The organism is Pseudomonas sp. SCT (assembly GCF_003864275.1).
GTDB classification, from domain to species: Bacteria; Pseudomonadota; Gammaproteobacteria; order Pseudomonadales; family Pseudomonadaceae; genus Stutzerimonas; species Stutzerimonas stutzeri_AE.
On the sequence record NZ_BDJA01000004.1, the window covers coordinates 175,679 to 199,443 of the forward strand.

Sequence of the window (23,765 nt, forward strand, 5' to 3'; positions counted from 1 at the left end):
CGATGCTCGCCCTGCTGCCACTGGCACTCGTCTGCGAGCTGCTTGCCCTGGCCACCCATCTGTCGCTACTGAGCGTGATCAGCGGTGCGCTGCTGGTGCTGTTCTTCGTCTGGCACTGGCGCTCGCTGATGCCCTACCCGCGCCGGCTCGGACTGGTCACCCTGGGACTGCTCGGCTACTGGATGCTGTTCGGCCAACCCGACTGGCAGCAGGCCCAGCGAATGCTCTCGTCAGCAGCCTACTACGCCGCCTTTATCGGTGCGCTCGGCCTTGCACACTGCGCAGTCAGGCGGCTGCCACAGCTCGGTGAGCTGCATCGGCTGTTGTTGCGGCTGCCCCGCGCCAGTCTTTATCCGAGCTATCTGTTCAGCACTTTTGCGATCAGCTCGGTGCTGAGCTTCGGCATGCTCAATCTCGTCTGCGGTTCGCTGGAACGCTATCTCGAGCGGCAGCCGTACAACCAGCAACAGCGCCGCGAAGGTGCCAGGGGCGTAATGGTTACGGCGCTCCGTGGTTTCGCCCTGGTGCCATTGCTGGCACCGACCAGCGTGGCCGTGGCAATCCTCACCCGCGAATTGCCCGGCCTGAGCTGGAGCGCCCTGCTACCGTTCGGCCTGCTCTGCGGCGCCATCCTTCTGGTCGTTGGCTGGCCAATGGAGAACCGCCGCTTGCGGCAGTTGCAGCCCACCGCTGAGTCGGTGCAAACGGTGGCGCCAGCCGACACGGCCGACGGACTGCGCGGCCTGCTCTGCGGCAGCTTGGTCGGCGTCCTGCTGATCGCCCTGCTGGCCAACCTGACCTGGCTGTCGGCAACCCAGGCGGCCATGCTGCTGGTGCCGCTCGCTGTGACAGGGATGCTGCTGTATCAGGGTGGAGCACCGAAGGCTGTTTATAGCGAAGTGCGCGACACCCTCGCCGGCATACGCAACGAGACCTTCATCTTCGCCTGCTCGGCCCTGCTCGGCGGGCTCACTGCGGTACTGATCCCGGTCGAACGCCTGGCTAGCCACTTCAGCAGCACACCGCTGGCGCTGTTCGGACTCGGCAGCGCCGGCATGCTCGCGATCATTGCCCTGGCTCTGCTCGGCGTCGCCCCGATCATCTCGCTGAGTCTGTGCGCCGCAGTGCTGGCGCAACTGGCCGGACATGGGGTGGCGATCATGCAGCCCGCAGTGGCGCTGCTGGTCGGTTTCTCCCTGGCCATGCTGCTGTCGCCCTATGGGCCTTCCGCGCTGATGCTGGCGCGCCACGCGCAATTGTCGCCGTGGCGCATCGCCTTTGGTTGGAACGGCCGTTTCGTGCTGCTGGTACTCGGGCCGCTGTTGCTGGTGCCGCTGCTGGCGTAGCGCTCACATCCAGCCGTACTCGGCCATCGACAATGGCTCGCCGTCACCGACGATGAAGTGATCGAGCACCCGCACATCGATCAGCGCCAGCGCCTCTTTCAAGCGCTGAGTCAGCTGACGATCGGCTTGGCTCGGCTCGGCCACACCGGACGGGTGATTGTGCGTGAGGATCACCGCCGCCGCATTCTGCGCAAGGGCGCGCTTGACCACCTGCCGTGGGTAGACGCTGGCGCCATCGATGGTGCCGTGGAACAGCACCTCGAAGGCCAACACGCGATGCTTGGAATCGAGAAACAGGCAGCCGAACAGCTCATGCGGCTCGTGGCGCAGGCGCGCTTTGAGATAGTCGCGCACCGCCTGCGGCGACTCCAGCGCCGAATCACGGCGCAGTCGTTCGGCCAGATGCCGGCGCGCCATCTCCAATACCGCCTGCAACTGGGCGAACTTCGCCGGCCCAAGCCCCAGGTGTGCGCTGAATTGATCGAGATCCGCCTCCAGCAGCGCGCGCAGGCTGCCGAACTCGGCGAGCAGGTGCCGCGCCAGATCCACCGCACTCTTGCCGGCGACGCCGGTGCGCAGGAATATCGCCAGCAATTCGGCGTCGGAAAGCGCGGCGGCGCCCTGTTCCAGTAGCTTTTCCCGCGGCCGCTCCGCCGCCGGCCAGTCACGTATGCTCATGTCCTCTCCCTGTCTGAGCAAGCCCACTTTTCCGCTGTGGGCGCTGTGCTATCTTAGCCCGTCATTTTTCCGGGGTATCGGGCGTGTTCTGACCTGGTTCTCACTCCGGACAGTCCCTACAAGTCAACAAGGCAGGCCTATGCAGCGGCTGTATCGTAAACGCATCGTCCTGGGCGTCGGCGGCGGCATCGCCGCCTACAAGAGCGCCGAACTGGTCCGCCGGCTGCGCGACCACGGAGCTGAAGTCCGGGTGGTGATGACCCAGGGTGGGCGCGAGTTCATCACGCCGCTCACCCTGCAGGCGCTCTCCGGTCACCCGGTCCATCTGGACCTGCTCGACCCCGCCGCCGAAGCGGCCATGGGGCACATCGAACTGGCGCGCTGGGCCGACTTGGTATTGATCGCCCCGGCCACCGCCGACCTCATGGCCCGCCTCGCCCAGGGCATCGCCAATGACCTGCTGACCACCGTGGTGCTGGCGACCAACGCCCCGGTCGCGCTGGCACCGGCCATGAACCAGGCGATGTGGGCCGATCCCGCCACGCAGGCCAATCGTGAACTGCTGCTGGAGCGCGGTATTCGCCTGTTCGGCCCCGGTTCCGGCAGCCAGGCCTGCGGCGATGTCGGCATGGGCCGCATGCTCGAGGCGGACGAACTCGCTCAGGCCGCCGCGGACTGCTTCGCAACCGGCCTGCTGACCGGCAGACACCTGCTGATCACTGCCGGGCCGACCCAGGAAAACATCGATCCGGTGCGTTACATCACCAACCACAGCTCCGGCAAGATGGGCTTCGCCCTGGCCGAGGCGGCCGCCGAAGCCGGCGCCCGAGTCACCCTGGTGACCGGTCCGGTATTCCTGCCAACGCCCGACCGCGTGCAGCGCATCGACGTGGTCAGCGCGCGCGACATGCTCGCCGCGTGCGAGGCGGCGATGCCCTGCGACATCCTCGTCGCCGCCGCCGCTGTTGCCGACTACCGTCCCGAAGTGGTGGCTCCGCACAAGCTGAAGAAAGATCCCAGCACCGGTGACGGCCTGCTGCTGCAGATGGTGCGCAACCCGGACATCCTCGCCACCCTGGCCAGCCGCCCGGACCGCCCGTTCTGTGTCGGCTTCGCCGCAGAGACCGAGAACCTGCTGGAGTACGCCACGCGCAAGCTGCGCGACAAGAATCTCGACCTGATCGTCGCCAACGATGTGGCCAACCCCAGCATCGGCTTCAACAGCGAAGACAATGCGGTCAGCGTGATCGACCGCCAGCAACATGAAACCCGCTTCGGCCAGGCCAGCAAGGGACACATTGCCCGCGCACTGGTGGCCTTTATCGCCGACCGCTACAAAGAGTCCTGACATGCACGCACTCCAAGCCAAGATTCTCGACCCTCGCCTAGGCCAGGACTTCCCCCTTCCCGAATATGCGACACCGGGCTCGGCTGGGCTCGACCTGCGCGCCATGCTGCAGAGCGATACCGTCCTTGAACCGGGTCAGACGCTGCTGATTCCAACCGGACTGGCCATTCACATCGGCGATCCCGGACTCGCAGCACTGATCCTGCCGCGGTCGGGCCTGGGCCATAAGCACGGTATCGTGCTCGGCAACCTGGTCGGACTGATCGACTCGGACTACCAGGGCGAGCTGATGGTGTCCTGCTGGAACCGCGGCCAGAGCGCCTTCACCATCGCCGTTGGCGAACGCATCGCACAGCTGATGCTGGTGCCGGTGGTGCAGGCCCGCTTCGAGCTGGTCGACAGTTTCGACAGCAGTGATCGCGGCGCCGGCGGCTTTGGGCACTCCGGCAGTCACTGAGTAACGCACCGCTTACCTTTCAGGATGATCCGAGGAGCTTCATGGCACTCTTCAAGCGCACCGCCAAGGATTCAGGCGTACTGAACCCGGCCAGTACCCGTACCAAGCCCGCCGGCGTCACCATCAAACCACTGCTAGGCGGCCTTGCCAGCGGCCTGATCGGCCTGGGCGCAGCCGCGGCGCTACTGTGGCTGGGCCTGCAAAACGCGCAACAGCAACAACAGGCGCAACTTTCCCAAGCCTGGGGCCAGAGTCAGGCCGGTGCGCTGCAGCAGGCACTGCGGCAACAGCGGGCCGAGACTCAGGCCTTGGTGGACCGCCAGCAACTGGCCGATGTGCTGCGCGGCGATGCCGAGCGCCGACGCGATGCCGAACAGCGTCTGCTGCAGCTGCCCGGCGTTGTCGATGTCCACCTGAACATACGCGGCAGAGCCGTACCGGATACCAATCGCCCGGGGCCGCTTAACTTCGCAGCGCTCGACCTGCTACAACGCGTCGAAGCCGGCCAGTCACCGGCGCCGGAAGCCTACAAGGTCGACAACCGCTGGCTGCTGTACAGCGCCGTGCCGCTGCGTGCGGAGGGTCAGCAAGCGATACGCGGCACCCTGCTGCTGGTCAGTGACCTCGAGCGTCTTTTCGCGACGCTGCCGGCGCTGCCCACCGAGGCTGGCCAGTTGCGCCTGACTCAGCAGTTTTCCGGCACACCGGAACAGTTGCTGCTGCAACGCGGCGCGCCGACGGAGGGTGCCACAGCAGTGACCCTTTCCAGCGGCAACGCCAACTGGAAGCTGGTCTACCTCCCCGGCAGCGAAGCCGCGCAGGCGACGCTTTCACCGCTGTTGCTGATTGGAGCCGCGCTGCTGGCACTCGCCGGCATGCTCATCGGCCTGCAACTGGTGCTTGGCAGTCAGCAACGCAAGCTGCGCGAAGACGTAATGCAGATCAGCCGCCTGTTGCAGGAACTCTCTACCGGCAAGACCATCCAAGTACCGGCCTTGAGCCTGCCGGTCCTCGACGCACTGGCCAGGAACATGGTCCGACTGCCCGTCCGCCCCGCCGGACCGGCTCCGACCCAGGCACCCGCCGCGGCTCCCGCCGTTCGGCCCGCCAAACCTACCGAGTACGTCGATCCGCGCTTGCCGGAGACCGATATTCTCGACATCGATATTCTCGACGAGGACCAGGACATTTTTGGCCTCGACACCAAGGAGCGAGAAACCGCAATGAGCAGCGCCAAAGCCCCGAACTTGCCAGCCAGTATCTTCCGCGCCTATGACATCCGCGGCGTCGTCGGCGACAGCCTGACCACCGAAACCGCCTACTGGGTCGGCCGCGCCATCGGGTCCGAAAGCCTCGCCAAGGGTGAACCCAATGTGTCGGTTGGCCGCGACGGACGGCTGTCCGGTCCCGAACTGGTCCAGCACCTCATCCAGGGCCTGCTCGACAGCGGCTGCGACGTCAGCGATATCGGCATGGTGCCGACTCCGGTGCTCTATTACGCAGCGAACATCCTCGCCGGCAAGTCCGGTGTGATGCTTACCGGCAGCCACAACCCGCCGGATTACAACGGTTTCAAGATCGTCATCGCCGGCGACACCCTGGCCAACGAACAGATCCAGACCCTGCGCAAACGCATCGAGAACAACGATCTGTCCAGCGGTGTCGGCAAGGTCGAGCAGGTCGACGTGCTTGAACGCTACTTCCAGCAGATTCGCAGCGACATCGCCATGGCCAAGCCGATGAAGGTGGTAGTCGACTGCGGCAACGGCGTCGCTGGCGTCATCGCCCCGCGCATGATCGAGGCGCTGGGCTGCACCGTGATCCCGCTGTACTGCGATGTCGACGGCAACTTCCCCAACCACCATCCGGACCCGGGCAAGCCCGAGAACCTGGTCGATCTGATCGCCAAGGTGAAGTCGGAGAAGGCCGATCTAGGTCTGGCTTTCGACGGCGATGGCGACCGCGTAGGGGTGGTGACCAACGCCGGCACCATGATCTATGCCGACCGCCTGCTGATGCTGTTCGCCAAGGACGTCGTTTCACGCAATCCCGGCGCCGACATCATCTTCGACGTCAAATGCACCCGCCGCCTGACCCCGCTGATCAGCGGCTACGGCGGTCGCCCGGTGATGTGGAAAACCGGTCACTCGCTGATCAAGAAGAAGATGAAGGAATCCGGCGCGCTGCTGGCTGGCGAAATGAGCGGCCATATCTTCTTCAAGGAGCGCTGGTTCGGCTTCGACGATGGCATCTACAGTGCCGCGCGCCTGCTGGAGATCCTCAGCCAGGACAAGCGCGACGCCGAGCAGGTGTTCGCTGCGTTCCCCTGCGATATCTCGACACCGGAGATCAACATCACGGTGACAGAGGAAAGCAAATTCACCATCATGGACGCCCTGCAACGCGACGCTCAGTGGGGCGAAGCCAACCTGATCACCCTCGACGGTGTGCGGGTCGACTATCCCAAGGGCTGGGGCCTGATTCGCGCATCGAACACCACACCGGTCCTGGTGTTGCGCTTCGAGGCCGACAGCGAGGAAGAACTCCGCCGTATTCAGGATGTTTTCCGCGCACAACTGCTCAACGTTGCACCCGACCTCAAACTGCCGTTCTGATTTGCGGAGCCCTGCATGACCCTCAGCCGTGAAGCTGCCACCCAATTCGCCAAGGTACTGTCCGAGGCGCTGCCCTACATCCGCCGGTTCGTCGGCAAGACGCTGGTCATCAAGTACGGCGGCAATGCGATGGAAAGCGAGGAGCTGAAGACTGGCTTCGCGCGTGACATCGTGCTGATGAAGGCGGTAGGCATCAACCCGGTGGTGGTGCACGGCGGCGGTCCGCAGATCGGCGACCTGCTCAAGCGCCTGAACATCGAAAGCCACTTCATCGACGGCATGCGCGTCACCGACAGCCAGACCATGGACGTGGTGGAGATGGTCCTCGGCGGCCAGGTCAACAAGAGCATCGTCAGCCTGATCAACCAGCATGGCGGCAGCGCCATCGGCCTGACCGGCAAGGACGCCGGCCTGATCCGCGCGAAAAAGCTCAAAGCGACCCGTCAGACGCCGGAGATGACCAAGCCGGAAATCATCGATATCGGCCATGTCGGCGAAGTCACCGGGGTCAACGCGGAACTGCTGGAGATGCTGGTCAAAGGCAACTTCATCCCGGTGATTGCACCGATCGGCGTGGGCGAGAACGGCGAGTCCTACAACATCAACGCTGACCTGGTCGCCGGCAAGGTGGCCGAGGCGCTGAAAGCCGAGAAGCTGATGTTGTTGACCAACATCGCCGGCCTCATGGACAAGCAGGGCAGCGTCCTGACCGGACTGTCTACTGCGCAGGTCGACGCGCTGATCGCTGACGGCACGATCTACGGCGGCATGCTGCCGAAGATCCGCTGCGCCCTGGAAGCGGTGCAGGGTGGCGTCAATAGCGCGCACATCATCGACGGTCGCGTGCCCAACGCAGTGCTGCTGGAGATCTTCACCGACGTCGGAGTCGGCACGCTGATCACCAACAGCCAGCGCTGACAGCAACGCAACGAAAAAGGGGAGCCTGGGCTCCCCTTTTTATCGCGCGTTCGAAACTCAGAGATCGATGCGGAAGGACTCGAGCATCGCCGGGATACCCGGGAACATGCCGATACCCAGCATCACCGCGCACAGCACGATGAACACGATCGTCGGGATCACCCAACGATGCAGGTGACTCAGCGACTGACCGCGCTCCTTGTCACCGATCAGTCCGAGGTTGTCGAGCAGCACGGTCAGCGACCAGCCGAACACCGGGTTAACCAGCGCCGAGGAAAAGATCACGATGGCCGCCGACTGCGAGGTCTTGCCTTCACGGGTCATCTGCATACCGGCTTCCAGCAGTGGCAGGAACACGCCGACCATCAGCGCCACACTCAGCACCGGCGGCCAGATGGCCAGGTCCATCGGATAGCCCCACAACGCTGCAACCACGCAGAGCAGGCCGGTGAGCAATGCACCGGCGGGAATCGGCCGCTTGGCGATCGCGGCCGGCACCATGAAAGTACCCCAGGACGACGCGAGGTTGCCGCCACCCAACGAGGTGCCGACGATCTGCCGTGCGGCCGCTACGCACATGGTGTCGTCGATGTTCATCAGCACTTTCTTCGCCTTCGGCGGATAGTTGAGCTGCTGAAACACGCGATGGCCGAGGAAGTCCGGCGACCACATCGCTACCGCCAACACGGCAAACGGCGCGACGGCGATGAAATGATGCAGGTCCGGCAGGCCGATCTGCCAGCCCGTGGTCTCGCCCCACCAGTACATCGGATTCAGATTGGGTATGCCCGGCTCGGTGGTAAATTCGAACGGGGCGCCCATCACGAACGCGATCAGCGCAGCCAGGGCCGAGCCCAGCGGAATCGCCAGCCAACGCATGCGGATATGCTCCAGATAGGCGTACATCACAATGGTCGCAAAGACCACGACGAAGGCGATGTAGCCCATGTCGAAGCTGTCCGCCCAGCCGAACAGCTTCTTGATCTGCGACGTGATGCCGATGAAACCGAGATAGAGCAACAGGCCGCCGCACACCCCGTCACTGGTCAGCCGCGCCAGCAGACTGCCACCCTTGAACACCCCCAGGGTGAAGCCGAGCACCCCAACCATGATGCCCAATGCCATCGGGTGTCCGCCCGACGCGACGATCAACGGAATCAATGGAATCAGCGGGCCGTGGGTACCGGCCAGGTTGGCGGTGGGATTGAGAAAGCCGGAAAACAGCACCACGAACAGCACCGCGGCGATCAGCATCTCGTAGCGGGCGTTCTCGATGACGAACTCGTTGGACAGGCCCATCGGCCCGGCGAACGCAGCGACTACCGCTGCCACCATGACGATCTTGCCGATGGTCGCCGCCATGGCTGGCACCCAGTCTTCGTACTCGAAACGATAGTCGCGAAACGGCAGGTTTATGCCCCAACGTTTCGGCGCCATGATCTCCAGTTCGTGCTCCAGGTACTCAGAGCGAGTTGCGAAATTTCCCTTCGGCTTGTGAAGCTCCTGATAACTGCGTAGGTCCCTATCATTCATGCTAGTCAGCCATACCGAAAAATTTGCGCAACGGTACAGACTGCCCCTCTTGAACTCATCCCTACCTTGAAACTATTGAGATAGAGCGGCCGTTGTGATAGCAAGCAAGCTACACATTAGGATCCGAAGGATGGCGTTTAGCCATAGGGGACAAGAGAACCTGCTACGCGGGGCAAGCTGGAGAAAGCCAAACGCTCGCTTATCGAGCCTGGCCAAGTAGCTCAGCGATGCGCTGGCGGTCATCAGCGAAGCTTACCTTGGCCTCGGCGCGCGCCTTCTCGAAGCGCTGGAGATCGCGCAACAGACTATGTTCTTCCTTCTCCAGATTCGATATTTGCGCCATCAGATTGTCGGGCACCTTGCGCCCGGCTCGCTCGTGATTGGCAGCCTGCTTCTGCAGGCTGCTGCGCTGATTGCGGATTGACTGCAGGTTCCCCTGAGACAAGCCAATCACGCTGTCCAGTTCGGAAAGTTTGCGCGTTTCAGCCCGCTCTACATCCTCGACGCTGGCATACAACCGCAGCAATTGCGCATCTGACGCATCGCGCGCCTTCTGCGCCTGCAACCGGGCAAATTCCTCGGCAGTGGGCGCCGGCGGCACCTCACGCACCACCCGCCCCTGCTCATTGAGCACTTGGTAGCCGCGGGAGATATGCTGCGGCGGCACGCCGTGGCGATCGAGCACGACTACCCCACGCTCATCAACATAGCGATACAACTCGGCAGCCGAGGCCAATACCGGGCACATGATACCCAGCAGGAGCAGCGAACGACCGGCTACCGAAATACGCATGAATGAATACCTATCCTGGTTCAGATTCCATACTGCTCGCGGTAAGCCTGTACCGCCGGCAGGTATTGTTTTAGTTGAACGTCATCGGCGAGATATTCCAGTACTTGTTCCAGGGACACAATACTGATTACCGGCATTCGATAATCACGTTCAACTTCCTGAATCGCCGACAGTTCACCCTGCCCTTTTTCCTGGCGGTTCAAGGCAATGAGCACACCGGCCGCCTCGGCGTTTTGTGCCTGGATGATCTGCATGACCTCACGGATCGCGGTGCCTGCGGTAATCACGTCATCGACTATCAGCACACGACCGACCAACGGCGCACCGACCAGCGTGCCGCCCTCGCCGTGATCCTTCGCTTCCTTGCGGTTGAAGCACCACGGCAGGTCGCGCTGATGCTGCTCGGCAAGCGCAATGGCGGTCGCAGCACCCAACGGAATCCCCTTGTAGGCCGGACCGAAGATCACATCGAAATCCAGACCGCTCTGCATCAGTGCCGAAGCGTAGAAACGCCCGAGCTGAGCCAGCGCGCCACCGCTGTTGAATAGGCCGGCATTGAAGAAATATGGGCTGGTGCGGCCCGACTTGAGAGTGAACTCACCGAACCGCAGCACGCCGCGCTCGATGGCGAAGCGGATGAACTCGCGCTGGTACGCCTGCATGAAGAAATTTCCCGGAAAACCACTGTTTTAGCTAATTGCGGAGAGCTTGGGTTATCATACACGCACGTGTTTTTAGGGGCCATTTATGCGGATCATCAGTGTCAACGTGAATGGCATTCAAGCGGCGGCACAGCGAGGATTGCTCAGCTGGCTGCAAGCGCAGAATGCCGATGTCATCTGCCTGCAGGATACCCGCGCCTCTGCCTTGGAACTCGACGATCCGGCCTATCAGCTGGACGGTTATTTTCTCTATGCCTGCGATGCCGAGATTCCGGAGCAGGGAGGCGTGGCGCTCTACTCCCGGCTGCAGCCGAAAGCGGTTATTACCGGACTGGGCTTCGAAACTGCCGATCGCTACGGGCGCTATCTGCAGGCGGACTTCGACAAGGTCAGCATTGCCAGCCTGCTGGTGCCGTCCGGCCATGGCGGCGACGCCAATCTGAACCACAAGCTCAAGTTCATGGACGACTTCGCCCATTATCTGGACAAGCAGCGCCGCAAGCGCCGCGAGTACATTTACTGCGGCTCCCTATACGTCGCCCATCAGAAGCTCGATGTGAAAAACTGGCGCGACTGCCAGCAGGATCCGGGTTTTCTCGCGCCCGAGCGCGCCTGGCTGGACGAGATCTTCGGCAACATGGGCTATATCGACGCGCTGCGCGAGGTCAATCGCGAGGGTGATCTGTTCAGCTGGTGGCCGGATACCGAGCAAGCCGAAATGCTCAACCTCGGCTGGCGCTTCGACTATCAGATCCTCACCTCCGGCCTGCGCCGCTTCGTACGCAGCGCGCGCCTGCCGCGCCAGCCGCGCTTCTCCCAGCACGCGCCGTTGATCGTCGATTACGACTGGACGCTGAGCCTGTAAGCCCGCATTGGCGACCGGCGCGAAATGTGTCGGCCGCCGTTCAGCTGTCAACCAAAGGGCCGAAGCAGTCCTATTTGACGATCCGCCAACAGAACGGATAGCGGTAGGGCTTGCCCTCGTTGGCGCGAATGCCGGCGATCACCACCAGCACCAGCGCCACCACGCTCACCAACACCATTAGCGGAAAGCCGATGAGGATCCAGGCCAGCACTCCGCAGATCATCATCGCGATGCTGAAGGTCAGCTGAAAATTCAGCGCCTCCCTACCCTGCTGATCGACGAAGGGATCCATGTCCTTCTTCAGCTGCCAGACGATGAGCGGACCGATCACGTTGCCGATCATCGGCGCCAGAAACCAGAAGAACGCCGAGTAGTGGCAGAACATCGCCCACTGGCGCGCTTCGCGACTGGGTAACGGCACAAGATCCTGATCGGTCATTTCGCGCCACCTCTTGCTCAGTCCGCCAGCGCCGCGCGCTGCAGCTCGAACAGCTGGCGCACGCCATCATGGGCCAGAGCCAGCATCGCATTGAGTTCCTCAGGATGGAACGGTGCCCCCTCGGCCGTGCCCTGCACCTCGATAAAGCCGCCCGCGTCGGTCATCACGACGTTCAGATCGGTTTCGGCCGCCGAATCTTCCAGATAATCCAGATCCAGCACCGGCTCGCCCTGATAGATACCAACCGAAACCGCCGCGATCATCTGCTTGATCGGGTCGCCCGACTTCAGACCGCCACGCTTCTTCAGCACCTTGAGTGCATCGATCAGCGCGACCATGGCACCGGTGATCGATGCGGTGCGGGTACCGCCGTCGGCCTGGATCACATCGCAATCGACGAACAGCGTGTTTTCGCCAAGCTTGCTCATATCCAGAGCGGCGCGCAGCGAGCGACCGATCAGACGCTGGATCTCCAGCGTGCGTCCACCCTGCTTGCCTCGCGAAGCCTCACGCTGGTTCCGCTCACCGGTAGCGCGGGGAAGCATGCCGTACTCCGCAGTCAACCAGCCCTGACCCTGCCCTTTCAGGAAGCGTGGAACGCCGGTTTCGATGCTGACCGTGCAGATCACTTTGGTATCGCCGAACTCCACCAGCACCGAACCCTCGGCGTGCTTGGTGTAGTTGCGGGTGATGCGGATCGAGCGCAGCTGATCGGCGGCACGGCCACTGGGTCGCTTCATGGATACGTCCTGCTAGAGAAGAAAGTGAACGGCATTATAGAGCCCATTACCACGGAAAAGGGTCGCGGCCGTCTGGCCATCGCTGCAGTGATGGCTGGTTTTACTTTACAATCCTCCGCCTTTCGCAGCCCCCATTCGAGAGGTATCCCCGATGGTCCACAGCATGACGGCCTTTGCCCGCAGCGAGCAGGCCGGCACCCACGGCACCCTCAGCTGGGAAATACGCTCGGTCAACCATCGCTATCTGGAGCCGCACCTGCGCCTGCCGGAAGCCTTCCGCGACCTCGAAGGCGCGGTCCGCGATGCCCTGCGCAAAGGCCTCTCGCGCGGCAAGGTCGAATGCACCCTGCGCTTCTCCGAAGAAAACAACCGCACCGCGCTGCAGGTCGACCGCGAACGCGCCAGTCAATTGATCGCGGCCGCCGAGAGCGTTGCTGCGCTGATCAGCCAACCCGCGGCCATCGATCCCCTGCAGGTGCTTAGCTGGCCAGGCGTGCTGGTTGGCGATGCGCTCGACCCGCAGGCGCTCAACCAGAGTGCTCTGCAGCTGTTCCACGACGCCCTCGAACAGCTGAAGGAAGGCCGCCGCCGCGAGGGTGAGGAGCTGGCCAAGCTGCTCAACGAGCGCCTGGACAGCATCCTCGAAGAAGTCGCCACGCTGCGCGAGCAGGTGCCGCAGATGCTTGCAGCCCAGCGTCAGAAGGTTCTCGACCGCTTCGCCGAGATGCGCGCCGAACTCGAGCCGCAGCGTCTCGAACAGGAAATGGTACTGCTGGCGCAGAAGAGTGATGTCGCCGAAGAGCTCGACCGACTCAGCACCCATGTGACGGAAGTGCGCCGAGTGCTCAAGACCGGCGGTGCGGCCGGACGCCGCCTCGACTTCCTCATGCAGGAACTCAACCGCGAAGCCAACACCCTCGGCTCGAAGGCATTCGACCCGCGCAGCACCCAGGCCGCGGTCAACCTCAAGGTGTTGATCGAGCAGATGCGCGAGCAGGTGCAGAACCTCGAATAACCATCAGCCGCCTTGGCGGCTGGTCTATTTTTGTCCCACAGCATTCATAGCGCTTTCCAGGAACCCGTCATGTCCGCCACCACCGGTACGCTCTATATCGTTTCCGCGCCTTCCGGGGCCGGCAAGACCAGCCTGGTCAAGGCGCTGGTCGACGCACAACCGCAGGTGCGGGTGTCGGTTTCCCACACCACCCGCGCCATGCGCCCGGGCGAGGTTGACGGGGTCAACTACCACTTCGTCAGTCGTGAGGATTTTGTCACCCGGCTGGAGCGCAACGAGTTCCTCGAGCATGCCGAAGTATTCGGCAACCTGTACGGCACCTCGCAGCGCTGGCTGGAAGACACCCTCGCCGAAGGCTTCGACCTGATCCTGGAAATCGACTGGCAGGGCGCGCAGCAGGTGCGTCGATTGATGCCAAAGGCCAAGTCGATCTTCATCCTGCCACCGACCCAGGAGGCCCTGCGCCAGCGCCTGAACAACCGCGGTCAGGACAGCGACGAGATTATCGACAAGCGCATGCGCGAAGCGGTCAGCGAGATGAGCCACTACGTCGAGTACGACTACCTGGTGATCAACGACGACTTCGCGCACGCGCTGATTGACCTGCAATCGATCTTCCGCGCCAACCAGCTGATACAGACGACCCAGCAGCAACGCCATGCCCGCCTGCTCGGCGAACTGCTGGCGTAGCTCGGTTGCGCACAGCCCGCAGAAACAGCGCTTCCATTAAGGCTGGTGATTTTTTAGACTACTCCGTCCGCTCGCCCATTCGGGCACGCTCTACCGCTACTGATGAGGAAAACCATGGCCCGCGTTACCGTTGAAGATTGCCTGGACAACGTCGATAACCGCTTCGAGCTGGTCATGCTCGCTACCAAGCGCTCGCGCCAGTTGGCCACCGGTGGCAAGGAGCCCAAGGTCCCATGGGAAAATGACAAGCCGACCGTCGTCGCCCTGCGCGAAATCGCTTCCGGCCTGGTCGACTACGATGTCATTGCACAGGACGAGATCGTCGACGACGAACCGCTCTTCACCCAGTACGAGGAAGAGCCGAACGAGGCCATCTGAATAAATGCCAGGTCGAAGTCGAACCGATAACATCGAAGCCTGCTGGCAAGGAGCATTGTCTTGCCAGCCATAGACGCGCTTGCGGATCGCCTATCGACCTACCTAGGCCCGGACCAGGTGAACCTGGTTCGCCGCGCCTACTTCTATGCCGAGCAGGCCCACGACGGGCAGCGCCGGCGTAGCGGTGAAGCCTACGTCACCCATCCCCTCGCGGTAGCCAACATCCTCGCCGACATGCATATGGACCATCAGAGTCTGATGGCCGCGATGCTGCATGACGTCATCGAAGACACCGGCATTCCCAAGGAAGCCCTGGTCGCGCAGTTTGGCGAAACCGTGGCCGAGCTGGTCGACGGGGTCAGCAAGCTGACCCAGATGAACTTCGAGACCAAGGCTGAAGCCCAGGCCGAGAACTTCCAGAAAATGGCCATGGCCATGGCCCGCGACATTCGCGTGATCCTGGTCAAGCTCGCCGACCGCCTGCACAACATGCGCACGCTGGAAGTGCTGGCCGGGGAAAAGCGCCGGCGCATCGCCAAGGAAACCCTGGAGATCTACGCGCCCATCGCCAACCGGCTGGGCATGCACACCATGCGCGTGGAGTTCGAGGATCTGGGCTTCAAGGCCATGCATCCGATGCGCTCGGAGCGCATTCGCGCTGCCGTACGCCGCGCCCGCGGCAACCGCAACGAGATCGTCGAGAAGATCGAACAGTCGCTGATTCACTGCCTCGAGCGCGAAGGCCTGGACGGCGAGGTGCTGGGGCGCGAGAAGCACCTGTACAGCATCTACAAGAAGATGCGCGGCAAACGCAAGGCGTTCCACGAGATCATGGACGTCTATGCCTTCCGCATCGTGGTGGACAAGGCCGACACCTGCTATCGCGTGCTGGGCGCGGTGCACAGCCTGTACAAGCCGCTGCCGGGCCGCTTCAAGGACTACATCGCGATTCCCAAGGCCAACGGCTACCAGTCCCTGCACACCACTCTGTTCGGCATGCACGGCGTGCCCATCGAGATCCAGATCCGCACCCGCGAGATGGAAGAGATGGCCAACAACGGCATCGCCGCGCACTGGCTGTACAAGTCCCCCGAGGACGAAGTACCCAAGGGCACCCATGCCCGCGCCCGGCAATGGGTCAAGGGTGTGCTGGAGCTGCAACAGCGCGCCGGCAACTCGCTGGAATTCATCGAGAGCGTGAAGATCGACTTGTTCCCCGACGAGGTCTACGTCTTCACCCCCAAGGGCCGCATCATGGAGATGCCCAAGGGTTCCACCGCAGTCGACTTCGCCTATGCCGTGCACACCGATGTCGGCAATACCTGCATCGCCTGTCGCGTCAACCGCCGTCTGGCTCCGCTGTCACAACCGTTGGAAAGCGGCTCGACGGTGGAAATCGTCACCGCACCGGGCGCGCGGCCGAATCCGGCCTGGCTGAACTTCGTCGTCACCGGCAAGGCGCGCACGCATATCCGCCACGCACTGAAACTGCAGCGCCGCTCGGAGTCGATCAACCTCGGCGAGCGCCTGTTGAGCAAGGCGCTAAGCGGCTTCGAGACCAGCCTGGAAAAGATCAGTCCCGAACGCATCCAGCAGGTACTCACCGAGTACCACATGGAATACGTCGAGGATCTGCTGGAAGACATCGGCCTGGGCAACCGCATGGCCTATGTGATCGCGCGCCGGCTGATCCTGCGCGACGACGAGCAGGCGCCAGCGCTCGAAGGCCCGCTGGCGATTCGCGGTACCGAAGGGCTGGTGCTCAACTACGCCAAGTGCTGTACACCGATCCCGGGCGACCCCATCGTCGGGCACCTGTCGGCTGGCAAGGGCATGGTCGTGCACTTGGAAACCTGCCGGAACATCGCCGATGTGCGCCACAACCCGGACAAGTGCATCCAGCTGTCGTGGTCGAAGGATGTCACCGGCGAGTTCAATGTCGAGCTGCGCGTCGAGCTGGAGCACCAGCGCGGCCTGATCGCGCTGCTGGCCGGCAGCGTCAATGCTGCCGACGGCAACATCGAGAAGATCGGCATGGACGAGCGCGACGGCCGCATCAGCGTCGTCCAGTTGGTGGTCAGCGTGCATGATCGCGTGCATCTGGCCCGGGTGATCAAGAAGCTGCGCGCCATCAAGGGCGTCACCCGCATCACCCGCGTCAAGGCCTGACCTCCCCGTCGACTCCGACCCATCAGCAAAGCGCCACGGCTGGCCGCTCCTGCCGCCAGCCATTATGCTGGCGGCCCGTTGCGCAATTTCCAGAGGAGTTTCCATGAGCAAGATCGTGATCAACACCGACAAGGCCCCGGCCGCCATTGGCACTTACTCCCAGGCCATCAAGGTCGGCAATACCGTCTACCTTTCCGGGCAGATCCCGCTGGATCCGCAGAGCATGGAACTGGTGGAAGGTTTCGAAGCGCAGGCCGTGCAGGTGTTCGAAAACCTCAAGGCAGTGGCCGAAGCAGCAGGCGGCTCGCTAAAGGACATCGTCAAGCTCAACATCTTCCTCACCGACCTCGGCAACTTCGCCACCGTCAACGAGGTGATGAGCCGCTACTGCCAGCAGCCGTACCCGGCCCGTGCCGCCATCGGTGTCGCCGCTCTGCCGAAGGGCGCGCAGGTGGAAATGGACGCGGTTCTGGTCATCGACTGATCGGATCGTATGTCGACGCGGCGCCAGCCGCCGCGTCGTTGAATCAACGCACCAGAATTTCGACCCGTCTATTGCGCGGCTCGGCAGTGGCGTCCGGCGTCGCCACCAGCAGATTGCGCTCACCGTGGGACTCCACCCGCAACTCCATCGCCTCCAGCCCCTTGGCGCGCAGTAGCTCGGCAACGGCCTGGGCGCGGCGCAGACCAACCTGTTCGTTCGCCGCACGATGCCCGAGGGTATCGGTATGGCCGATCACCGTTACCACGGGGTAATCCCGACGGCGGGCGGCCAGCAGAACGCTGTCCAGCAGTTGTTCAGCGGCGCTGTCCAGCTGACCGGATGGCGCAAGATGTAGGGTGAATCGCTCCGGCAGAGCTGGTTGAGCCGCCAGCGCGCGGTCGAAATCCGCCTTGCGCCGCACATCCGACACGGCGAACGCCTGCCCCGCGGCGATCGCGATGCCCTGTCCGGATGCGTCTAGCCGCCGCTCGCCTTCCTCTCCGAGCATCACGCCACCGAACCCACCACCATTGTCCGCCAGCATCACGTAGGACTGCTGGGCGCAGCCAGCCAGCGACGCCATCGCCAGCAGTGCCATTGTTTTCTTCAGCGACATCGGCGTCACGGCGCCACCTTCATCAGCACCTGGCCGCCGCGCACGCCGATCCGGCCGTCCGGCGTCTCGACGGAGATCGCCTGCGGATCGAGGCGGGCCATGTCGCCCGCGATCAGATTGAGGGTGCCCCGCTTGAGCGTCGCGCGCAGCCGCAGCTCATCCGCAGCCGGGGCGAAGCGATAGTCGTCCAGCGTCAGCTCGCTGTGCGGGCCGAACGACAACACGCTGCCGTCGCCGAGTATCACTCCCAGCGCGCCTTCCGCACCGGTACTCAATGCCACGCCTGGAACGATCGCCTGGCCGACCTTGGCCGCATTGGTATAGCCACGGCTGCTGATATAGGCGGCACCTTCCACCCGCGCCACATGCCCTATGGGCTCGGGCAGGTTCTCTGCCAAGGCAGGCCCGCTCAAGAGGGCGGCGACCATACAGGAGGCTGGCAATAGGTAGTTGTGAGGACAGATCATCGAAGCTCTCATCAGAAGGGCAGTGGGAGCGATGCCGTTCGGCTCCACCGGAGTAAGGCAGTGCAAACCGGCAAAAAATCCCTCGACCGTTTCGTTTTCATGAATCGATGTATTTCAACGCAGCTTTACGAGCGCGCCCATCGGTTCCGTCGGCAACCGGTCATTCGTCGAAAACCCTCTCGCCGTTCGTCGCGCAACCATTCAGGGAGCCCCGCTTGCCGTATCCTCGCCGCTGTCGGTTGATCAATAACTGACCAGCGGTCTGGCACAGAACAGCATCCATAAGCTAGCGACCGCACGCACCTTTGCCTTGTGCGCCAGCGGGTATTCCCCGCGCCAGAAAACTGTGGTCTGTCCATTCCGGGCAGTGTTTATCGATGCGTCGGGTCTGGCCCGATTGGATGTGAAATGAAGAAACCACGCCTACTCCAGTGTCGCCGCGGCCTTGTGTTGTCCGTTCTTTCCCTGCTGCTGCTCGTGGCTGCCGCCTTCTGGCAGGTACAACCCAGCGCACCGACCGACAGCCCCGCCGCCGGCTCGGCTGCCGCCATGCTCGGCGAGTTGCAGAGCTCGCGCGAAAGCTGGGAAGCCAACCGCGGTGACCTGTCGCGGCTGATGGGTGACTTGCGCGGCGGCGCCATTGCCAGCGCCGCGCTGGGTGCCGATGCGGTTTACGTCACCACCACCGGCGAGCAGCGTTACTGGGTACCGGACCAGTCCGGGCGGGTCGCCGCTCTGCTGCTCGATCAGTACGCCGTTAGCGGCGCGGAGTTGTTCCCGCTGGCGATGTTCCAGACCGACGCGGAGAAGCCGTTCTACAAATACCTGCTGCCCTACTCGCCGATCGCCCTGCTGCTGATCGGCGCAGCGATCTTCTTCGCCATGAAGACCCGCGGCTTCGACGTGCAGCGCAAGGGCAGCGGCGTGACCTTCGCCGATGTCATCGGCGCCGCGGAGGCCAAGCAGGCCCTCAGTGACGTCACCGCCTACCTGCGCGACCCAGCCGCCTATGCGCGCCTGGGTGCCCGACCGCCCAAGGGTGTGCTGCTGACCGGCGAACCCGGCACCGGCAAGACCCAGCTGGCCAAGGCGCTGGCGAGCGAATCGAATGCCAGCTTCATCCAGGTCACCGGCAGCGATTTTTCGTCGATGTACTTCGGCGTCGGCATCCAGAAGGTCAAGTCGCTGTTCCGCACCGCGCGCAAGCAGGCGCCGTGCATCATCTTCATCGACGAGATCGACGGCATCGGCAAGCGTGCCGAGCAGACGCGCTCCAGCGACGCCGAGAGCAACCGCATCATCAACCAGTTCCTCGCCGAGATGGACGGCTTCGATGGTGCCGCCGGCGTGCTGGTGCTCGGCGCCACCAACTTTCCCAACTCGCTCGACCCGGCGCTGGTGCGTGAAGGCCGTTTCGACCGTTCCATCGCCGTCGGCCTGCCCGGCCTCGATGACCGCGAAGCGCTGTTCCGCCTCTACGCCGGCAAGATCACTGCCGCGGCGGATCTGGACTTCCCGCAACTGGCACGCAACACCGTCGGCCTGACGCCAGCCGCGATCGCCTATATCGTCAACCATGCCGCCCTGCTGGCAGCCCGCGCCGGCGCCAAACAGGTCGATATGGCGCACTTCGTCGACGCGGTGGAAACCTGCCGCATCGGCGAGCAGCCCTCCGGCGTGACGCCGATGTCGCCGACCGATCGCAAGCGCATTGCCGTACACGAAGCTGGCCACGCACTGGTGGCGGCGGCACTGAATGTCGGCCGGGTGGAAAAGGTCACCATCCTGCCGCGCGGCCAGGCACTGGGCGTGACCCTGGTGACCCCGGTGGAAGACAAGCGCCTGCACATGTACTCCGAGCTGCGCAATCGCATCCAGATGCTGCTGGCCGGGCGCGGTGCCGAGCAGCTGTACTTCCATGAGGTGTCTTCGGGGGCCGGACAGGATCTGCAGGAAGCCTCGAAGATCGCTCTCTCCATGGTCGGCGCGCTGGGCATGGGCCCGCGCGGCTCGCTGCTGAGCCTGCAGGCCGTGCGCGACGCGCACTTGGATAGCGATCCGCGCGAAGCGCTGGAAGCGGCCGATGAGCTGCTGCAGCAGCTCAACCAAGAATGCCTTGCCCTGCTGCAGCGGTTGAAACCGGCGCTCGACCACATCACCGAGCGCCTGCTCGCGGTGGAAACCGTGCCCGGGGAAGAGGTGCTGGCGGCCATCGAGCGGTTGCCGGTGCAACATCACGAAGCCAGTGTCAGCTCGATCATCGGCCATGCGCTGAACAGCATCGACCGCGTCGCGGCCAGCGCCATGGACAGCACCGACAGCTTCGAACTGTCGCCGGTGGTATCCAGCGAGCCGGAAGACGACGGCCCGACCCGGCTCTAAGCCGGGGGCGTAACGGTCCCGGCGGGCGGCACACCCGCCGGGATCAGTGCACGGCCGGCGCCGCCTGCTGCAGGGTGGCGATGCCGGCCAGGCGCCGCGACAGCACGCCGAAGCGGCGCCGGTACTGCGCCGGCGTGAGGCCGACCTTGCGCCGGAACAGTCGACCAAAGAAGCCAGCATCCTGATAGCCGACCTCCCAGGCGATCGCCTCCACCGACAGCTCTCCGCTTTCCAGCAGTTGCTTGGCCTCTTCCAGCCGCAGGGTGTGGATGTAATCCAGCGGCGTCAGTCCCGTGGCCAGGGCGAAGCGGCGCTGGAAGGTCCGTTCCGGCAGGCCGCTGATGCGCACCATGGCGCTCACCGGAGCCTCTTCCTCGTAATGCTGCGCCGCCCATTCCTGACAACGCGCGATCACCGGATCGGCCAGCTGCCCGGTGCGCATCATCGCGGCGTAGGCCAGCGGACTGGTCGCATCCCAATCGAACAGGTTCATCCGCGCCACCTCCATCGCCTCCCGCGCACCGACGAAACGGGCGATAAGAAACAGCCCCAGCGCATGCCAGCTGCTGCCGCTGCCGGACATCACCAGGCGCTGACCGACGCCGGTGCTGACCAATGCCTTGTCCGGGTGCCAGTGCACGTCCGGGTATTCGCGTCGCAGGCAGTCGCAGTAGCCCCAGTGCGAAGTCCCTTCGCAGCCGGCCAGCAGCCCGGTACGCGCCAACAGCATCGCCCCGGAGCAGGCAGCGGCCAGCGTCGCCCCCGCCGCGTAGCGCTCGCACAGCCACTGCGCCTCGGGCGCGTAGCGATCGTCCAGCGGCTCCCAGGGGCTGACCGCCAGGTTGCTGACGATCACCACATCGGTCGGGGGCGCGTCGTCCAGACTGGTGTGAGGGTGGACCGGAATATCGTTGTAGACCCGCAGCGAGCGGCCGTCGCGGCTGACGATCAGCGGCAGGAAGGGCGACGCCACGTCGGCGCGGTGCAGCAGTTGCTGCCAGTCGCGACGGGCACCCAGCAGCAGATCGTAGAGACCGAACAGCGTCGAGGCCGTACTGTCCGGCGTCGCCAGCAGAGCGACGGTCAATGGCGGACGTTCGGCGATCTCTGAGCGGGCCATGGCGGAAATAGCCGGTTTGTTTCCAGGATGACTGGGGTCCAACGCAGACGTAACCCCGAGTATGGGCGCGTTGGCCGATGCCAACGAACCGGACTCATGGAGCATAGAACAATGAAAGACGCACACGGGTACCAACTGACCGGCTGCAACAGCGAGGCGCAGGCCCTGCTCGATCAGGCGCTCGCACAGTTCCGCTGCCTGCACGCCGACTCCCTGGCGACCACCGAAGCCACACTGCAGGCGTCGCCGGAACTGGTCATGGGCCATGTCCTGCACGCCTGGCTCTACCTGCTCGGCACCGAGGCGGCCGCGCTACCGGTGGCTCGCGCCTCGTACGAACGCGCCCTGGAGCTGCCGCACAATGATCGCGAGGGCCGTCACCTCAAGGCCCTGGGGCAACTGCTGGATGGCCGCTGGCATGCGGCCGGGCGTGTGCTGGAAGACCTCAGCATCGACTACCCCCACGACATGCTGGCGTTGCAGGCCGGGCAGCAGATCGACTTTTTCACCGGCGACGCACGCATGCTGCGCGACCGCATCGCCCGTGTGCTGCCGGACTGGTCGCTGCAGCTGCCTGGCTATCACGCGCTGCTCGGCCTGTACGCGTTCGGGCTGGAAGAATGCGGCGACTATCGGCTCGCCGAGCGCTATGGCCGTGAAGCGATCGCCCTGCAACCCGCCGACGCCTGGGCTCAGCACGCAGTCGCCCACGTCCTGGAGATGCAGGGACGGCGCGAGGAAGGCATCGCCTGGATGCGCGGCAATCCGGCCTGGCAGCAGGACAGCATGCTGGCGGTGCACAACTGGTGGCACCTGGCGTTGCACCACATCGAGCTGGACGATTGCGGCGCGGCCCTGGACCTGTTCGACGGCCCGGTGAATGGCCATCAGAGCACCCTGGCGCTGGAGCTGATCGACGCCAGCGCACTGCTCTGGCGGCTGCAACTGCGTGGCGTGGATGTCGGCGACCGCTGGGCCGGCGTGGCCGAGCGCTGGGCCGCGATGGCGGCGGATGGCAACTATGCGTTCAACGACTTTCACGCCGCCATGGCCTTCGCCTGCGCCGGCCGCGACGACCTGCTGGGCCTGCTGCGCTCAGCCCAGCAACGGGCCTGCGCGCGGGACGACGACAACGCACGCTTCACCGGCCGGATCGGCGCTCCGGGCGTCGAGGCGGTAGTGGCGTTCGTCGAAGGCAATCATGGGCGGTGTGTGGAGCTGCTGCGCTCGATCCGCAATCAGGCGCAGCTGTTTGGCGGCAGTCATGCTCAGCGCGATCTGGTCGACCAGACGCTGATCGCCGCCGCCGAGCGCAGCGGTCAGCAACGTCTTGCGCGGGCCCTGCAGCGCGAGCGGCAACTACTCGCCGAACAACGCCGCATGCAGTGATCGGATGGCGCCCACGGGCGCCTTTCGCGAGGTTACGGCAGCACCACCAGGCGGTTGGGCAGCTCGTTGCGCTCATGGGTCTTCGGCACATGCTGCGCCAGCAGCGCGCCGCTGGCCTCGATGCAACCGAGAAAGCCTTCCAGCACCTGGCCCTGTTTCACCCGCTCGGTGAAACAGGCGACGATGGATTCCCAGGCGGCGTTGTCGATGCGGCTGGATATGCCGCGGTCGACGAGAATCTCCACATAACGCTCAGCTTCGGAAACGAAGATCAGGATGCCGGTATCGGCATCGGTGTGATGCAGATTGAGCTCGATAAACTGGCGCCGCGCCAGATTGCAGGCGCGCCAGCAGCGTACGGAGCGCGGGATCAGGCGGCTGGTCAGTCCCGGCATGCGAAACAGCACCGCCAGCACGATAAAGGTCGCCCACTGCACCAGCAGCAACTGCCAGGCGCCGAGCCAGCCACTGAAGAACAGCAGCGCGCCGGGTAGCAGCAGCGCGATCAGGCTGGCCCAGAGCAGCGGAATGTAGCGGTAGTCGTCTGCCTGCGCAGCCAGCACCGTTACCAGTTCGGCATCGGTATTGCGCTCGACCTGCTCGATCGCCGCGGCCACCTGTTGCAGTTCGCTTTCGCTGAGTAAGGTCATCGTTCATCCAT

The 23,765-nt window shown here is 64.0% G+C and carries 23 protein-coding genes; 13 read left to right on the forward strand and 10 right to left on the reverse strand.

From position 1 onward, the window contains the following. The first annotated feature begins 2 nt into the window (after positions 1-2). Entirely contained in the window at positions 3-1,346 is a 1,344-nt protein-coding gene (locus BHD08_RS11935) for a hypothetical protein (protein ID WP_125022487.1), read from the forward strand. A gap of 3 nt (positions 1,347-1,349) precedes the next feature. On the opposite strand, the gene radC is transcribed toward BHD08_RS11935, so the two are convergent. Then, the gene (radC, locus tag BHD08_RS11940) at positions 1,350-2,024 is read right to left on the reverse strand and encodes a DNA repair protein RadC (RefSeq protein ID WP_125022489.1); all 675 of its coding nucleotides are present in this window, start codon (positions 2,022-2,024) and stop codon (positions 1,350-1,352) included. 139 nt (positions 2,025-2,163) lie between these two features. Here radC and coaBC point away from each other — a divergent pair, with 139 nt between their 5' ends. The 4 genes from coaBC to argB are packed head-to-tail and all read left to right on the forward strand — an operon-like array spanning position 2,164 to position 7,362. Then, positions 2,164-3,372, forward strand: coding sequence for a bifunctional phosphopantothenoylcysteine decarboxylase/phosphopantothenate--cysteine ligase CoaBC (gene coaBC / locus BHD08_RS11945; RefSeq protein ID WP_125022491.1), 1,209 nt, complete (start codon positions 2,164-2,166; stop codon positions 3,370-3,372). 1 nt (position 3,373) lies between these two features. Continuing rightward, positions 3,374-3,829, forward strand: a complete 456-nt coding sequence (gene dut, locus BHD08_RS11950; protein ID WP_122098788.1) for a dUTP diphosphatase — start codon at positions 3,374-3,376, stop codon at positions 3,827-3,829. A 41-nt stretch (positions 3,830-3,870) separates the two neighbouring features. Then, positions 3,871-6,444: a phosphomannomutase/phosphoglucomutase gene (locus BHD08_RS23355; RefSeq protein ID WP_125022493.1), complete on the forward strand. Its 2,574-nt coding sequence runs from the start codon at positions 3,871-3,873 to the stop codon at positions 6,442-6,444. Between the two features lie 15 nt (positions 6,445-6,459). Further along, complete coding sequence (argB, locus tag BHD08_RS11960) at positions 6,460-7,362, forward strand: acetylglutamate kinase (RefSeq protein ID WP_125022495.1); 903 nt, start codon at positions 6,460-6,462, stop codon at positions 7,360-7,362. A 57-nt stretch (positions 7,363-7,419) separates the two neighbouring features. Here the strand turns inward: argB and BHD08_RS11965 are convergent, their stop codons facing one another. The 3 genes from BHD08_RS11965 to pyrE form a co-directional block, all read right to left on the reverse strand. Continuing rightward, the gene (locus tag BHD08_RS11965) at positions 7,420-8,895 is read right to left on the reverse strand and encodes a DUF3360 family protein (protein WP_015278465.1); all 1,476 of its coding nucleotides are present in this window, start codon (positions 8,893-8,895) and stop codon (positions 7,420-7,422) included. 199 nt (positions 8,896-9,094) lie between these two features. Then, positions 9,095-9,688, reverse strand: a complete 594-nt coding sequence (locus BHD08_RS11970; protein WP_177412670.1) for a DUF4124 domain-containing protein — start codon at positions 9,686-9,688, stop codon at positions 9,095-9,097. Between the two features lie 20 nt (positions 9,689-9,708). Then, positions 9,709-10,350 carry an orotate phosphoribosyltransferase gene (gene pyrE / locus BHD08_RS11975; RefSeq protein WP_125022497.1) on the reverse strand — a complete coding sequence of 214 codons (642 nt, stop codon included), beginning with the start codon at positions 10,348-10,350 and terminating at the stop codon, positions 9,709-9,711. Positions 10,351-10,435: 85 nt separating this feature from the next. Here pyrE and BHD08_RS11980 point away from each other — a divergent pair, with 85 nt between their 5' ends. Continuing rightward, positions 10,436-11,215 (forward strand): exodeoxyribonuclease III, encoded by a 780-nt coding sequence (locus BHD08_RS11980; protein WP_015278468.1) that lies wholly within the window; start codon positions 10,436-10,438, stop codon positions 11,213-11,215. Between the two features lie 70 nt (positions 11,216-11,285). On the opposite strand, the gene BHD08_RS11985 is transcribed toward BHD08_RS11980, so the two are convergent. Then, positions 11,286-11,654, reverse strand: coding sequence for a DUF4870 domain-containing protein (locus BHD08_RS11985; protein WP_106156068.1), 369 nt, complete (start codon positions 11,652-11,654; stop codon positions 11,286-11,288). 17 nt (positions 11,655-11,671) lie between these two features. Then, positions 11,672-12,394 carry a ribonuclease PH gene (gene rph / locus BHD08_RS11990; protein WP_106156069.1) on the reverse strand — a complete coding sequence of 241 codons (723 nt, stop codon included), beginning with the start codon at positions 12,392-12,394 and terminating at the stop codon, positions 11,672-11,674. Between the two features lie 151 nt (positions 12,395-12,545). Here rph and BHD08_RS11995 point away from each other — a divergent pair, with 151 nt between their 5' ends. The 5 genes from BHD08_RS11995 (at position 12,546) to BHD08_RS12015 (ending at position 17,130) form a co-directional block, all read left to right on the forward strand. After that, on the forward strand, positions 12,546-13,409 hold the full coding sequence (locus tag BHD08_RS11995) for a YicC/YloC family endoribonuclease (protein WP_125022499.1): 864 nt from the start codon (positions 12,546-12,548) through the stop codon (positions 13,407-13,409). A gap of 69 nt (positions 13,410-13,478) precedes the next feature. Then, positions 13,479-14,099, forward strand: coding sequence for a guanylate kinase (gene gmk, locus BHD08_RS12000; protein WP_125022501.1), 621 nt, complete (start codon positions 13,479-13,481; stop codon positions 14,097-14,099). A gap of 114 nt (positions 14,100-14,213) precedes the next feature. After that, positions 14,214-14,477: a DNA-directed RNA polymerase subunit omega gene (gene rpoZ / locus BHD08_RS12005; protein ID WP_015278473.1), complete on the forward strand. Its 264-nt coding sequence runs from the start codon at positions 14,214-14,216 to the stop codon at positions 14,475-14,477. Between the two features lie 60 nt (positions 14,478-14,537). Beyond that, positions 14,538-16,646, forward strand: a complete 2,109-nt coding sequence (spoT, locus tag BHD08_RS12010; protein ID WP_015278474.1) for a bifunctional GTP diphosphokinase/guanosine-3',5'-bis pyrophosphate 3'-pyrophosphohydrolase — start codon at positions 14,538-14,540, stop codon at positions 16,644-16,646. A 103-nt stretch (positions 16,647-16,749) separates the two neighbouring features. Then, complete coding sequence (locus tag BHD08_RS12015) at positions 16,750-17,130, forward strand: RidA family protein (protein WP_125022503.1); 381 nt, start codon at positions 16,750-16,752, stop codon at positions 17,128-17,130. Positions 17,131-17,173: 43 nt separating this feature from the next. Here BHD08_RS12015 and BHD08_RS12020 read toward each other — a convergent pair whose 3' ends face one another. Continuing rightward, complete coding sequence (locus BHD08_RS12020; protein ID WP_177412677.1) at positions 17,174-17,746, reverse strand: OmpA family protein; 573 nt, start codon at positions 17,744-17,746, stop codon at positions 17,174-17,176. A gap of 5 nt (positions 17,747-17,751) precedes the next feature. Continuing rightward, entirely contained in the window at positions 17,752-18,213 is a 462-nt protein-coding gene (locus BHD08_RS12025) for a FecR domain-containing protein (protein ID WP_125022505.1), read from the reverse strand. A 408-nt stretch (positions 18,214-18,621) separates the two neighbouring features. Here BHD08_RS12025 and BHD08_RS12030 point away from each other — a divergent pair, with 408 nt between their 5' ends. Beyond that, entirely contained in the window at positions 18,622-20,595 is a 1,974-nt protein-coding gene (locus tag BHD08_RS12030) for an AAA family ATPase (protein ID WP_125022507.1), read from the forward strand. A 43-nt stretch (positions 20,596-20,638) separates the two neighbouring features. Here BHD08_RS12030 and BHD08_RS12035 read toward each other — a convergent pair whose 3' ends face one another. Next, entirely contained in the window at positions 20,639-21,715 is a 1,077-nt protein-coding gene (locus BHD08_RS12035; RefSeq protein WP_015278479.1) for a GlxA family transcriptional regulator, read from the reverse strand. A gap of 111 nt (positions 21,716-21,826) precedes the next feature. Between BHD08_RS12035 and BHD08_RS12040 the strand changes: the two genes are divergently transcribed. After that, positions 21,827-23,104, forward strand: a complete 1,278-nt coding sequence (locus tag BHD08_RS12040; protein ID WP_125022509.1) for a tetratricopeptide repeat protein — start codon at positions 21,827-21,829, stop codon at positions 23,102-23,104. Between the two features lie 32 nt (positions 23,105-23,136). Here the strand turns inward: BHD08_RS12040 and BHD08_RS12045 are convergent, their stop codons facing one another. Next, positions 23,137-23,754 carry a TPM domain-containing protein gene (locus BHD08_RS12045; protein WP_015278481.1) on the reverse strand — a complete coding sequence of 206 codons (618 nt, stop codon included), beginning with the start codon at positions 23,752-23,754 and terminating at the stop codon, positions 23,137-23,139. Between the last annotated feature and the right edge of the window lie 11 nt (positions 23,755-23,765).

Coding starts and splice junctions, on each gene's coding strand:
- BHD08_RS12030 (WP_125022507.1), top strand. CDS start 18,622: ATGAAGAAACCACGCCTACTCCAGTGTCGCCGCGGCCTTGTGTTGTCC.
- radC (WP_125022489.1), bottom strand. CDS start 2,024: ATGAGCATACGTGACTGGCCGGCGGCGGAGCGGCCGCGGGAAAAGCTA.
- BHD08_RS12040 (WP_125022509.1), top strand. CDS start 21,827: ATGAAAGACGCACACGGGTACCAACTGACCGGCTGCAACAGCGAGGCG.
- BHD08_RS11965 (WP_015278465.1), bottom strand. CDS start 8,895: ATGAATGATAGGGACCTACGCAGTTATCAGGAGCTTCACAAGCCGAAG.
- pyrE (WP_125022497.1), bottom strand. CDS start 10,350: ATGCAGGCGTACCAGCGCGAGTTCATCCGCTTCGCCATCGAGCGCGGC.
- BHD08_RS12015 (WP_125022503.1), top strand. CDS start 16,750: ATGAGCAAGATCGTGATCAACACCGACAAGGCCCCGGCCGCCATTGGC.
- rpoZ (WP_015278473.1), top strand. CDS start 14,214: ATGGCCCGCGTTACCGTTGAAGATTGCCTGGACAACGTCGATAACCGC.
- BHD08_RS11980 (WP_015278468.1), top strand. CDS start 10,436: ATGCGGATCATCAGTGTCAACGTGAATGGCATTCAAGCGGCGGCACAG.
- BHD08_RS23355 (WP_125022493.1), top strand. CDS start 3,871: ATGGCACTCTTCAAGCGCACCGCCAAGGATTCAGGCGTACTGAACCCG.
- BHD08_RS11995 (WP_125022499.1), top strand. CDS start 12,546: ATGGTCCACAGCATGACGGCCTTTGCCCGCAGCGAGCAGGCCGGCACC.
- BHD08_RS12045 (WP_015278481.1), bottom strand. CDS start 23,754: ATGACCTTACTCAGCGAAAGCGAACTGCAACAGGTGGCCGCGGCGATC.
- gmk (WP_125022501.1), top strand. CDS start 13,479: ATGTCCGCCACCACCGGTACGCTCTATATCGTTTCCGCGCCTTCCGGG.
- rph (WP_106156069.1), bottom strand. CDS start 12,394: ATGAAGCGACCCAGTGGCCGTGCCGCCGATCAGCTGCGCTCGATCCGC.
- coaBC (WP_125022491.1), top strand. CDS start 2,164: ATGCAGCGGCTGTATCGTAAACGCATCGTCCTGGGCGTCGGCGGCGGC.
- dut (WP_122098788.1), top strand. CDS start 3,374: ATGCACGCACTCCAAGCCAAGATTCTCGACCCTCGCCTAGGCCAGGAC.
- argB (WP_125022495.1), top strand. CDS start 6,460: ATGACCCTCAGCCGTGAAGCTGCCACCCAATTCGCCAAGGTACTGTCC.
- BHD08_RS11935 (WP_125022487.1), top strand. CDS start 3: ATGCTCGCCCTGCTGCCACTGGCACTCGTCTGCGAGCTGCTTGCCCTG.
- BHD08_RS11970 (WP_177412670.1), bottom strand. CDS start 9,688: ATGCGTATTTCGGTAGCCGGTCGTTCGCTGCTCCTGCTGGGTATCATG.
- BHD08_RS12020 (WP_177412677.1), bottom strand. CDS start 17,746: ATGTCGCTGAAGAAAACAATGGCACTGCTGGCGATGGCGTCGCTGGCT.
- BHD08_RS11985 (WP_106156068.1), bottom strand. CDS start 11,654: ATGACCGATCAGGATCTTGTGCCGTTACCCAGTCGCGAAGCGCGCCAG.
- BHD08_RS12035 (WP_015278479.1), bottom strand. CDS start 21,715: ATGGCCCGCTCAGAGATCGCCGAACGTCCGCCATTGACCGTCGCTCTG.
- BHD08_RS12025 (WP_125022505.1), bottom strand. CDS start 18,213: ATGATCTGTCCTCACAACTACCTATTGCCAGCCTCCTGTATGGTCGCC.